10 protein-coding genes are annotated in these 12,616 nt (G+C 49.1%); 6 read left to right on the top strand and 4 right to left on the bottom strand.

All coding sequences use genetic code 11. The annotated features are described in order from the left end of the window. The first annotated feature begins 106 nt into the window (after positions 1-106). On the top strand, positions 107-571 hold the full coding sequence (gene asnC, locus R7F07_RS13330) for a transcriptional regulator AsnC (RefSeq protein ID WP_005389595.1): 465 nt from the start codon (positions 107-109) through the stop codon (positions 569-571). 66 nt (positions 572-637) lie between these two features. Here asnC and prlC read toward each other — a convergent pair whose 3' ends face one another. Next, positions 638-2,680, bottom strand: a complete 2,043-nt coding sequence (prlC, locus tag R7F07_RS13325) for an oligopeptidase A (protein WP_017635033.1) — start codon at positions 2,678-2,680, stop codon at positions 638-640. A 399-nt stretch (positions 2,681-3,079) separates the two neighbouring features. On the opposite strand from prlC, the gene R7F07_RS13320 reads away from it, so the two are divergent. Further along, positions 3,080-3,919 carry a 23S rRNA (adenine(2030)-N(6))-methyltransferase RlmJ gene (locus tag R7F07_RS13320; RefSeq protein WP_005379158.1) on the top strand — a complete coding sequence of 280 codons (840 nt, stop codon included), beginning with the start codon at positions 3,080-3,082 and terminating at the stop codon, positions 3,917-3,919. A 259-nt stretch (positions 3,920-4,178) separates the two neighbouring features. Further along, positions 4,179-5,534 carry a glutathione-disulfide reductase gene (gorA, locus tag R7F07_RS13315; protein ID WP_005379157.1) on the top strand — a complete coding sequence of 452 codons (1,356 nt, stop codon included), beginning with the start codon at positions 4,179-4,181 and terminating at the stop codon, positions 5,532-5,534. An 81-nt stretch (positions 5,535-5,615) separates the two neighbouring features. Here gorA and R7F07_RS13310 read toward each other — a convergent pair whose 3' ends face one another. Next, on the bottom strand, positions 5,616-6,521 hold the full coding sequence (locus R7F07_RS13310; protein WP_165439092.1) for a LysR family transcriptional regulator: 906 nt from the start codon (positions 6,519-6,521) through the stop codon (positions 5,616-5,618). Positions 6,522-6,642: 121 nt separating this feature from the next. Here R7F07_RS13310 and xapA point away from each other — a divergent pair, with 121 nt between their 5' ends. Further along, positions 6,643-7,467, top strand: a complete 825-nt coding sequence (gene xapA / locus R7F07_RS13305; RefSeq protein WP_005394385.1) for a xanthosine phosphorylase — start codon at positions 6,643-6,645, stop codon at positions 7,465-7,467. A 104-nt stretch (positions 7,468-7,571) separates the two neighbouring features. Here xapA and R7F07_RS13300 read toward each other — a convergent pair whose 3' ends face one another. Together R7F07_RS13300 and R7F07_RS13295 are read right to left on the bottom strand one after the other, a co-directional pair. Continuing rightward, positions 7,572-8,183 carry a bifunctional 4-hydroxy-2-oxoglutarate aldolase/2-dehydro-3-deoxy-phosphogluconate aldolase gene (locus R7F07_RS13300; protein ID WP_005394384.1) on the bottom strand — a complete coding sequence of 204 codons (612 nt, stop codon included), beginning with the start codon at positions 8,181-8,183 and terminating at the stop codon, positions 7,572-7,574. 9 nt (positions 8,184-8,192) lie between these two features. After that, on the bottom strand, positions 8,193-9,569 hold the full coding sequence (locus R7F07_RS13295) for a GntP family permease (RefSeq protein ID WP_012841240.1): 1,377 nt from the start codon (positions 9,567-9,569) through the stop codon (positions 8,193-8,195). Positions 9,570-9,722: 153 nt separating this feature from the next. Between R7F07_RS13295 and R7F07_RS13290 the strand changes: the two genes are divergently transcribed. Beyond that, positions 9,723-10,247 (top strand): gluconokinase, encoded by a 525-nt coding sequence (locus R7F07_RS13290; protein ID WP_005379140.1) that lies wholly within the window; start codon positions 9,723-9,725, stop codon positions 10,245-10,247. Further along, on the top strand, positions 10,247-12,043 hold the full coding sequence (gene edd / locus R7F07_RS13285) for a phosphogluconate dehydratase (protein WP_171343023.1): 1,797 nt from the start codon (positions 10,247-10,249) through the stop codon (positions 12,041-12,043). Before R7F07_RS13290 ends, edd begins: the two co-directional genes overlap by 1 nt. Positions 12,044-12,616: the final 573 nt, after the last annotated feature.

Raw genomic sequence — 12,616 nt, 5'->3', positions numbered from 1 at the left:
CCATAGCTCGGAGTTAACCCGCAGTTACTCCTGCCAAACCTTGTGAATCCTATCCGCTATGAGTATAAAAGGGAGGTAAAACTCTATCCCTAACGGAAATCATAGTATGAATGCGAGCCTGCCGAAACTCGACGACCTTGACCGCGCAATATTAAAAACACTGATGGCTGACGCCAGAACGCCCTACGCAGAAATGGCAAAGCAGTTCGATGTCAGCCCTGCCACTATCCATGTGCGTATCGAGAAGATGAAGTCGGCGGACATCATCGAAGGAACGGAGGTGATCATCAATACTAAAAAGCTTGGCTACGATGTGTGCTGCTTTATTGGTATTAACCTCAATGCAGCTCGTGATTACCACTCCGCGTTAGAAAAACTCAACGCGCTCGACGAAGTCGTTGAAGCTTACTACACCACGGGCGCGTATAACATATTCGTCAAATTGATGTGCAAATCGATTGAAGAGCTGCAATTTGTACTGATCGACAAGCTGCAAGCCATTGATGAGGTTCAGTCCACGGAGACATTGATATCGTTGCAGAACCCGATCAACCGAAACGTAAATCCGTAAAATTTTTTATAAAAAATGTACAAAAAAGGCCAACCGTTCGGTTGGCCTTGATGTTTTTTGCTCAATTTACGCCGCAATACCCGAATGGCGCAACAGTGCATCGATTTGTGGCTCGCGGCCGCGGAAGCGCTTGAACAGCTCCATTGGCTCTTCACTGCCCCCCATTTCTAGGATGTTGTTCAGGAAGCTTAGACCCGTCTCTTTGTTGAAGATGCCTTCTTCTTCAAAGCGAGAATACGCGTCTGACGACAGCACTTCAGCCCATAGGTAGCTGTAGTAACCCGCACTGTAGCCACCAGCAAAAATATGGCCGAAGCTGTGTGAGAAACGCGCCCACTCAACCGCAGGAACTACCGCGACTTTCTCTTTCACTTTCGCCAAAGTTTCCAGTACACGCGCACCCACTTCTGGGTCATATTCAGTGTGAAGCGTGAAGTCGAACAAGCCGAATTCTAGCTGACGCAAAATACCCATCGCAGATTGGAAGTTTTTCGCTGCGAGCATTTTATCTAGCATCGCTTTCGGTAGCGGCTCACCTGTCTCATAGTGACCAGAAATGAACGCCAGCGCATCCTCTTCCCAACACCAGTTTTCTAGGAACTGACTTGGTAGCTCAACCGCATCCCAAGGCACGCCATTAATACCTGAAACAGCACCTGTATCAACTTGCGTCAACATGTGGTGGATTCCATGACCAAACTCATGGAATAGCGTCACGACTTCATCGTGCGTGAACAGTGCTGGTTTGTCGCCTACAGGACGGTTGAAGTTACACGTTAAATACGCAACCGGCGTTTGCAGCTCGCCAGATAGCGTAACGCGACGACCACGACAATCATCCATCCACGCGCCGCCACGTTTGTGTTCACGAGCGTAGAGATCTAGGTAGAAGCTGCCACGGAGTGTGCCTTCAGCATCAAAGATATCGAAAAAGCGCACGGACTCATGCCAAGTGTCTACGCCTTCGCGCTCAGTAACGGTCATGCCAAACACGCGGTTTAGCACTTCAAACAGACCGCTCACGACTTTTGACTCTGGGAAGTATGGGCGCAGTTCTTCATCCGAAATTTGGAACAGGTGCTGCTTTTGTTTCTCGCTGTAGTAAGCGATATCCCAAACGTTCAGCTCTTCAACACCAAACTCACTTTTCGCAAACTGACGTAACTCTTCGACTTCACGTTCACCTTGCGGTTTCGCTCGTGTCGCTAGGTCATTCAGGAAGCCCAGCACTTGATCCGGCGTTTCAGCCATCTTTGTTGCTAACGACTTTTCACTGTAAGTATTGAAACCTAGCATACGTGAAATTTCATGGCGCAGTTTTAGCTGCTCAGTAATGATTTCTGAGTTATCCCATTTGCCTGCGTTTGGACCTCGATCAGAAGCGCGCGTCACGTACGCTTCGTACACTTCTTTACGCAACTCTTGGTTATCGCAGTACGTCATGACAGGTAGGTAAGATGGGATATCTAGCGTAATGAGGTAACCATCTAACTCTTTTGCTTCTGCGGCAGCTTTCGCTGCTGCCAGCGCCGATTCTGGCATACCTGCTAGGTCTTTCTCGTCTGTGATGTGCTTGGTCCAACCCATGGTGGCATCCAGCACATTGTTAGAGAATTTAGAGCTCAGCTCAGACATACGTTTGCTGATCTCGCCGTAACGGTGCTGCTCATCGGATGGCAAACCAATGCCTGATAACTCGAAATCACGCAGTGCATCAGTGATGGTTTTCTGCTGGGCACGAGTTAACGTTGCAAATTCTTCGCTCGCTTTGATGGTTTTGTACGCTTCGTACAACCCTTTGTGCTGACCAACCCAAGTGCCGTACTCTGACAAAATTGGTAGGCAACTTTCGTAAGCTTCACGTAGCTCTTCGCTGTTCACTACCGAGTTCATGTGACCCACTGGCGACCAGATGCGGCTTAAGCGATCATCCGCTTCTTCAATTGGCGCAATCACACTGTCCCAAGTTGGGTGAGCGTTGTCTTGTAGAACTTCATCGATTTTTGCTCGGCAGTCAGCAATCGCTTGCTCAACGGCAGGCTTGATGTGTTCTGGTTTAATTTGAGAAAACGGAGGTAGGTCCGTAAACGTCAGAAGAGGATTAGACATGAATAATTCCTTTTGTGTTTTGACTCTGTGATTGCCTGTCTATTTTGTGTAGATAGGCCAACTCAATGTACAGACGAGCCAGCAACATGGATTGGGGGAGCTCCGTTCCCTTTCTCTATGCCGCGATGACCATCATATAGTCAACCAGCGCTACTCTGTCCTTGAGTCTTGTTATACCTAAATGAAATTTCACACCCTTTTGAGTGCGAGAAACTCACCTAGTTCAATTCGATTACCAATAGTAAGTGTGGGTGACTTAAAGAAATTTCAATAGCGTCCCCTTATCAGAGGAACAGATTTGATTGGAAGTTCTACATCTTTAAGTTACTTGAGTATAATACCGCCATAGAGTGAAAATCACAGACCACACTCAGCCAAAGAGTGTTTCGAGAGTTTAATTTGTTAAGTTACCGCCACAGCTTCCACGCTGGCAACCATGCCGACGTGGTCAAACACATCGTTCAAAGCCTCATTCTTGATGCGCTGAAACAAAAAGATAAACCATTCGTTTATCACGATACCCACTCGGGTGTGGGCCGTTACGATCTGACTCACGAATGGTCTGAAAAAACGGGCGAATACAAACAAGGCATCGCACGTATTTGGGATAACCCAAGCATTCCTGAAGACATCAAAAGCTACATCGATGCCATTAAAGTGCTCAACAATGGCGAGAAGCTGCGTTACTACCCAGGCTCACCACGTGTGGCGCGCGCGCAAATCCGCCCACAAGATCGCATGGTGCTGACCGAGTTGCACCCGGCCGATCACCCATTGTTAGAGCAAGAATTCCATCGTGATCGCCAAGTGAGCATCTTCAAAGAAGACGGATTCCAACGCCTCAAAGCAAGCTTACCGCCACAAGAGCGTCGTGGTTTGGTGCTGATTGACCCACCATACGAACTCGCGAAAGAGTACCGCGATGTGGTGCGAGCGATTCATCAGAGCCATAAACGTTGGGCAACCGGTATCTACGCGATTTGGTACCCAGTGGTAAACCGCCACGACATCGAAGATATGATCGAAGGCTTGGAAGCACTGGGCATTCGTAAAATTCTGCAAATCGAGTTAGGTGTTGCACCAGATACCAACGAGCGCGGCATGACGGCATCCGGCATGATTGTGATTAACCCACCGTGGAAACTGGAAAGCCAGATGAAAGAGATTCTGCCATTCCTGCAAGACGCGATCGCACCAGCAACTGGCCACTGGAAAGTGGACTGGATTGTGCCAGAGTAAGCACTTCAGTACCGATATCTTCAAGCGCAACGATATTCTCGTTGCGCTTTTTTATGCTCTCACCTTCTCCCTCCAGTCGTGCTTATTCTTCTTTTTGTGCCTCTCATCGCTATTTGTCATAAGTATTGTCGCTTTTTCCCATTTAGGAATTAGTCGAATTCGATTTATGATAGTGGGATAACGGTGGCATTGAGTTCGGACAAGGTCATCCCAATCTATCTATGTACCAGATAAAATTTATAAGCTCTTGGAGAAAGTAATGGCGACTCATTTTGACTATATCTGTATCGGTGGCGGCAGTGGCGGCATCGCATCTGCAAACCGTGCGGCGATGTACGGCGCGAAAGTTGCGCTAATCGAAGCTCAAGACCTTGGCGGTACCTGTGTCAACGTAGGTTGTGTACCGAAAAAAGTAATGTGGCATGGCGCGCAAATCGCAGAAGCAATGAACCTGTACGCAGAAGATTACGGTTTTGATGTCGACGTGAAAGGTTTCGACTGGAGCAAACTGGTTGAGAGCCGTCAGGCGTACATTGGTCGTATTCACCAATCTTACGATCGCGTTCTTGGCAACAATAAAGTAAACGTGATTAAAGGCTTTGCTAAGTTTGTTGACGAAAAAACTGTCGAAGTAAACGGTGAACACTACACAGCAGATCACATCCTGATCGCGGTTGGTGGTCGTCCTACTATTCCAAACATTCCAGGCGCTGAATACGGCATCGATTCAAACGGCTTCTTCGACCTAGCAGAGCAACCAAAACGCGTTGCGGTTGTGGGCGCAGGCTACATCGCAGTTGAAATTGCTGGCGTACTGCACGCGCTAGGTACAGAAACGCACCTGTTCGTACGTAAAGAGTCACCACTACGTAGCTTCGATCCAATGATCATCGATACGTTGGTTGAAGTGATGGACGCAGAAGGTCCAAAACTGCACACCCACTCTGTACCAAAAGAAGTGGTAAAAGAAGCCGATGGCAGCCTAACTCTGCACCTAGAAAACGGTGAAAGCCAAAACGTTGACCAATTGATTTGGGCAATCGGTCGTCACCCAGCGACAGACGCAATCAACCTAGCGTCAACCGGCGTGGCAACGAACGAAAAAGGCTACATCAAGGTAGACGAATACCAAGAAACTAACGTGAAAGGCATCTACTGTGTGGGTGACATCATGGAAGGCGGTATCGAACTAACACCAGTAGCAGTGAAAGCGGGTCGTCAACTTTCTGAGCGTCTTTTCAACAACAAACCAAACGCGAAGATGGACTACGATTTGGTACCAACTGTGGTATTTAGCCACCCACCAATCGGCACTATCGGTCTAACAACGCAAGAAGCAGAAGAGAAGTACGGCAAAGACAACATCAAAGTCTACACATCTGGCTTTACTGCGATGTACACCGCTGTTACTAAGCACCGTCAACCATGTAAGATGAAGCTTGTATGTGCGGGCGAAGAAGAAACGGTTGTTGGCCTACACGGCATCGGTTTCACGGTAGATGAAATGATCCAAGGCTTCGGCGTAGCAATGAAGATGGGCGCAACCAAAGCAGACTTCGACTCTGTTGTGGCTATCCACCCAACGGGCTCTGAAGAGTTCGTAACGATGCGTTAATTACGCGCTAATCGCATTGCTGATTTCAGCGAATCATTTGAAAAGGTCACCTTAGGGTGACCTTTTTTTGTTATCCCATGCTTAACTCGCATTTTCCAATAACGTGCGAATAAACTCGGCTTTAATAGCACTCTCCTGCTTACCATCATGAATCAGACACAAGTCTGCACGCAGTGACTCTTTCAGCTTGATAAAACGAATCCCATGCCAATGATGCTGAGAAAACGTCGACGGCACCAACGTCACGGTATTGCTGTTTGCCACATACGCCATCAAGGTGCTTGGCTCCACCACTTGTTTGCCAATATGGGGGGAAAAGCCTTCTTGCAGACAGGCATTGATGATGAAGTTTGCCGAGGCAGAATTCGCCAAACTCATAAACGCAAACTCACACGCCTTTAAATCTTGGAGCCGCAGCAAAGATTTGCTGACTAACTCATGTTGCTCCGACACCGCCACCACAAACACATCTTTGCCCAAAGACACCGACTGATACGGATAAATGTTGAGTGCATCGGCAAAACGTACAATGCCCACGTCGATTTTCTTCTCACTCAGATGCTTCTTTTGCGTCTCTGGGTTAAGGTCAAAAATGTCGGCGTGATAAGTGCTATGCTCAGCATGGAAGCGCTGTAACAAACGATCAAATCCGCCCCAAAATGCACTACTTACCACACCAACTCGCAAGATATTTCTCTGGTTCAAACCCACTTGCTGCACTTGATTGAGTGAGACATCCAAGGTCTGAAAAATCAGTTGGCATTTGGACTCCAACAATCGTCCGGCCTCCGTTAGCATGACGTTTCTTGAATCACGCTCAAACAGTTTGACGTTAAGCACCTCTTCCAACTCTTTGATGCGATTGCTCAACGGCGAATTGGTGATATTAAGGTTCTCGGCCGCCTTAGTGAAATGCTTGGTTTGTGCGACCTCGTAAAAGTAACGCAGCATCTTCAGCGTCACGCGCTCAAATGGTTCTGACTTCATGCATTGAGTCCTAGCGAATTTCATCATCCTCTTTTTAAGGATGATAGTAGCGAATAAAGCAAAGATAACCAGCGCAGAAAGTCACACAATGGAATCAACACACAACCAGAAGGTGACTAACATGAATCACGATCCAGTAATCGGCGCGCTACAAACCATTCGCGAACGCAAACCAAACTTCCAACCTAAAGCGGCGTTTATTTTAGGCTCAGGCTTAGGCGTATTGGCAGACGAGCTACAAGACAAAGTGGTCATTCCATACGAAGAGCTCGAAGGCTTTCCGGTTAGCACCGTGCAAGGCCACTCTGGTGAGTTGGTACTTGGCACCATGGGCGGCGTAGACGTAGTGTGCATGAAAGGTCGCGGTCACTACTACGAACACGGCTCAATGAAGGTCATGACAACACCCGTACGAACCTTTAAAAAGCTGGGCTGTGAGTTTCTGCTCGTCACCAACGCGGCAGGCTCACTTCGCCCTGAGCGTATTGATGTCGGCTCTCTGGTGGTATTTCATGACCACATCAACACCATGCCTGAATCGCCAATGATCGGTCCGAATGATGAAGAGTACGGCCCGAGGTTCTTCAGCCTCGCCAATGCGTACGACAAAGACCTGCGCGCAGAAGCGTTTGAAGTTGGCAAAGCCAATGGTATTCACCTCAATGAAGGCGTGTTTGTCTCTTACACAGGCCCCAACTTTGAGACCGCAGCCGAAATCCGCATGATGCAAATCATCGGTGGTGATGTGGTGGGTATGTCGGTCGTGCCAGAAGTGATTTCTGCGGCGCATTGCGGCTTACCCGTATTGGCAGTATGTGCGATCACCAACATGGCAGAAGGCTTGGGAGATGTAGAATTGTCTCACGCCCAAACATTGAAGTGCGCGAAGCTAGCCGAAGCAGATTTCATTCACTTTATTAAGCGCTTTATGAAGCATCACTTCTAAAGCCGTTTCATTCCAAAAAGCAAAAGGGTCATCAAGTAACTTGATGACCCTTTTTCGTATCACTTTTTCTAACGTTCGGGGTATTTCGGAGCCGTTTGTGCGTTTTACTTAACTGCGCGAACCAATTCAGCAATGCCTTCCCAATCGCCGTTGTCCATCATTGCGGTTGGCACCATCCAAGTACCGCCACAAGCTACAACCGATTTCAGCGCTAGGTAATCTTCCACGTTGGATGGGCTTACGCCACCTGTTGGCATGAATTCCACTGGGTAAACCGCCGTGAGCGCTTTCAGCATGTTTACGCCGCCTGATGGCTCAGCAGGGAAGAACTTCAACGTACGCAGACCCATTTCCATCGCTTGCTCAACCAAGCTTGGGTTGTTTACACCCGGTACGATAGTCACGCCACGTTGCTGACAGTATTTCACTGTGGTTGGGTTGAAGCCTGGGCTAACGATAAAGTCCACGCCCGCTTCGATGGCGATATCCACTTGTTCTGTGGTCAGAACGGTGCCCGCGCCAATCAACAGTTCTGGGTACGCTTCACGCATGATGCGAATCGACTCCGCCGCCGCTTCGGTGCGGAATGTCACTTCCGCACATGGTAAACCGTTTTCTACCAACACTTTTGCCAGTGGCAGAGCGTGTGCTACGTCGTTGATTGCGATAACTGGGACGATTTTGATTTCTCTTAATCGTTGTTCAAGTGTTGTCATGGGGAACCTCTAAAGAATAAAGCTTAATGTTGCGACGATAATAAACGCGATACCGCCAAGTAACGTTTCCATTACCGTCCAAGTTTTTAATGTGGTTTTCTCATCCATCTCAAGGAGACGAGATACCAACCAGAAACCAGAGTCATTGAAGTGAGACAGTACCGTTGCACCACCCGCAATCGCGATTACGATAAAGCAAAGGTCGAGTTCACTCAAACCTGTTGATGCTGCCACAACCGGCGCGATAAGAGCCGCCGTGGTGGTTAGCGCTACGGTTGCCGAGCCTTGAGCAACACGCAGACAGGTTGAAATCACAAACGCCGCCACAATCACAGGCATACCTGTGTCTGTAAGAACGTCAGCCAGTGCATCACCAATACCGCTTGAGCGCAGTACGCCGCCAAACATGCCACCTGCACCCGTTACTAGGATAACACCACAGATAGGAGCCAATGACTCACCACATAATTTTTCTAGTTTTGCCATGCCGTAGTCTTTGGCAAACACAGCCAGACAGACAATCAAAGTGATCAGCAACGCAACTGGTGTTTTACCTAGCATGCGTAGGAACTCAACCAGTGCCGTTTTGCCATCAATCACACCCGCAACCGCCAGTGTGTTCAATACCGTATCCAAACAGATTAGCAGGACTGGCAGCACAAGGATGGTCATAACCGTGCCAAATTTTGGTGCGTTGCGCTCATCCACCATCGCTTCGCCATTAAAGAAGGCTTTAGATAGTGGGATATCGAATTTTTTGCCCGCGTACAAACCAAATAGGTAAGCGCCAAGGTACCAAGTTGGAATAGCCACCAGAATACCCACCACCAATAACAGACCGATATTTGCGCCAAGGAATTCTGCCGCTGCAACCGGACCTGGATGTGGTGGAACAAACGCGTGCATAACCGCAAAAGCACCGGCTGCTGGCAACGCGTATTTAATTGGTGAGCCACCAAAACGAGCCGCCACACTTAGGATGATAGGCATCATCACTACAAGGCCAGCATCGAAGAAGATTGGGAAGCCAAACAGTAATGAAGCGACGCCCAAAGCAAATGGTGCGCGCTCTTTACCAAAGCGACCAATCAAAGTGTCTGCCAGCACTTTCGCACCGCCAGTCACTTCAAGAATTTTACCGATCATCGCACCAAGACCAACCAGCAATGCCACGGAAGCCAGAGTACCGCCGAACCCACCCATCATGGTCGATACGACTTTCTCTGAAGGAACGCCAGTGGCGATTGCCGTACCTAAACTCACCATAGTAAGGGAAGCAAAAGCATGGACTTTCAGTTTAATGATAAGAACGAGTAACGCTGCAATGGCAAGGCCTGCAATCGTCAGTAGGAACGTAGGATCTGGGGCTTGGGTTAATTGCTCCATAGGTTCACCTTTAAGAATTATTGTTTGTGTTATGGTTCACATTTATTTCAGTTACCGGTAACATGTTACCGATAACATGAATAAGATAAACCCATATTTTAAAGTGAATTCAAAAATTGAGATCACGCGCAAATTTGGTTATGAGGATAAGTTATGGCTGGTAGTAGTGTCATCGTTATGGGCGTTTGTGCTAGTGGTAAAAGCACAATTGGTGAGCATCTAGCGAAAAAGCTAGGGCGTAAATTCATTGATGGTGATGATCTTCATCCACGAGCGAACATTCAGAAAATGGCATCGGGCCAGCCTCTGAACGATGATGATCGCAAGCCATGGCTAGAACGCATTCGTGATGCGGCGTACAGCCTAGAAAGCAAAAACGAACACGGCATTATTGTCTGTTCAGCACTGAAAAAGATTTACCGCGATCAGATCCGCGAAGGCAACAACAACGTGACCTTCCTGTTCCTTGATGGCGATAGGGAGTTGATCCTTAATCGCATGCGTATGCGCAAAGGCCACTTCATGAAAGAAAACATGGTGAAGAGCCAATTCGAGACGCTAGAGCGCCCAGACAACGAGCCTCAAACTCTGATCGTCAGTATCGACGGAGACATCAGCGACGTGGTGGAACGCTCTGCCGCTGAGCTAATCAAAATGCAAGCGATCGAGGTGGCGTAATGACTCACTCTGTTGTTCTTGAGGTCACACAGCGTTTGACCGAGCGCAGCCGTGAAGCGCGCGCTGCGTTTCTTGCTCGCACCGAAGTGCAAGCCGAAGCGGGCAAAGGCCGCGTTGGTTTATCTTGTGGTAACTTAGCCCATGCAGTCGCCGCTTCTTGCTCTTCTGAAAAGAAAAATATTCTCGATTTTACTCATGCCAATGTCGCGCTGATCAGCGCCTACAACGACATGTTGAGCGCCCACCAGCCGTACCAAGACTACCCAGCACAAATCAAAAAAGTGCTGGCGGACTACGGCCATACAGCGCAAGTCGCAGGTTGTGTGCCAGCGATGTGCGATGGGGTGACTCAAGGTCAAGCCGGCATGGATATGTCACTGTTTTCGCGTGACTTAATTGCGCAATCAACGGCGTTGTCTTTGAGTCACAATGTCTTTGATGCCACATTACTGCTTGGCATCTGTGACAAAATCGCACCGGGGCAACTGATGGGCGCGCTGTCTTACGCACACCTACCAACGGCGTTTGTGCCAGCGGGTCTGATGGCAACAGGCATCAGCAACGAAGAGAAAGTCGACGTGCGCCAAAAATACGCAGCGGGAGAAGTCGGCAAAGACGCTCTGCTGGATATGGAGTGTCGCGCTTACCACTCTGCGGGTACGTGTACATTTTACGGCACCGCCAATACCAACCAGTTGGTGTTCGAAGCCATGGGCTTGATGCTGCCAGGTTCAGCATTCATTCATCCCCATACCCAACTGCGTAAAGCGTTAACCAATCACTCGGCTCTGAAAATCGCCTCAATGACGGCGGGTTCTGCACACTTCCGTCCGCTGGCCGAGGTGGTCACAGAAAAGAGCTTGGTCAACGGCATCATCGCTCTACTTGCATCTGGCGGCAGCACCAATCACACCATTCATATGATCGCCGTGGCGCGTGCTGCTGGCATCTTGCTCACCTGGCAAGACATCAGCGATCTGTCGGATGTGGTTCCTTTGTTAGCTCGCGTTTACCCGAACGGCCCAGCCGATATGAACGCGTTCCAAGACGCGGGGGGCGTGCCCGCGTTATTGCACCGCTTGAACCAATCCGAGCTTTTGCATCGCGATGTGAAACCCGTGTTTGGTGAATTTGAAGACCAAATGACGCTGCCGAGCCTTGTCGATGGCCAACTGACTTGGACGCCGTGCCAAGGCAGCCAAGACGGTGACGTGATCGCCAAACCAGACGCCACTTTCCAAAACACCGGCGGCACTCGCGTACTTCACGGTAACTTGGGCAAAGCCGTGGTGAAAGTGTCTGCGGTGAAAGAAGAGCAACGCGTGATTGTGGCACCAGCGACCGTATTCCAATGCCAACACGAAGTGGAGGCCGCGTACAAACGTGGCGAGCTGAACAAAGACTGCATCGTTGTGGTCACACACAACGGCCCAGCGGCAAATGGCATGCCTGAACTGCACAAGCTGATGCCAATTTTAGGGAACGTGCAAAAAGCGGGCTTTAAAGTCGCGCTAGTGACGGACGGTCGTTTATCTGGTGCATCCGGTAAAATTCCGTCTGCGATTCACGTTTCTCCAGAAGCCATTCGTGGTGGCGCGATTGGTTTAGTGCGCAACGGTGATTTGATTCGCCTTGATTGCCAAACGGGCGAACTGAACAACTTAAGCGATACCACTGGTCGCGAGTTGATTCATTTCGATACCGAATTGACCCAACAAACTTGGGGACGAGGCTTGTTTAGCGTGATCCGCCAAAACGTATCGAGTGCAGAAGAAGGCGCAAGCTTTATTGTTTAAGGCGAGAAGAAAGACCTCGTCATTCCGACGAGCCTAGGCGAGATCAGGAATCTAATATCAACGTGCTGTGAAGCCAGAGAAAACCCCTCTGCTACAGCACTTTTTGTTGGTAGATTCTGAATCACGACCGTCCCTCGCAGTTCAGAATGACGAGCGTTGGGATTGGCCTCGGTTCTTTCTAAAAAACGAATGAATCTGTCATTCCGACGAGCCTAAGCGAGATCAGGAATCTACTCTCAACGTGCTGTGAAGCCAGAGAAAATCCCCTCTGCCACTGCACTTTTTGTTGGTAGATTCTGAATCACGCTCGTCCCTCGCTGTTCAGAATGACGAGCTTTGGGATTGGCCACCGCTATTTCTAAAAACGAATGAATCCGTCATTCCGACGAGCCTAGGCGAGATCAGGAATCTAATATCGACATGCTATGACGTCAGAGAAAACTCCTCTGCCACTGCACTTTTTGTTGGTAGATTCTGAATCACGCCGTCCCTCGCAGTTCAGAATGACGAGCTTTGGGATTGGCCACCGCTATTTCTAAAAACGAATGAATCCGTCATTCCGACGAGCCTAGG

Source organism: Vibrio sp. YT-16, assembly GCF_033337405.1.
Lineage (GTDB): Bacteria > Pseudomonadota > Gammaproteobacteria > Enterobacterales > Vibrionaceae > Vibrio > Vibrio alginolyticus.
The sequence above is the reverse complement of the archived record's forward strand: the minus strand, read 5'-3'. Positions and strand labels throughout refer to the sequence as shown.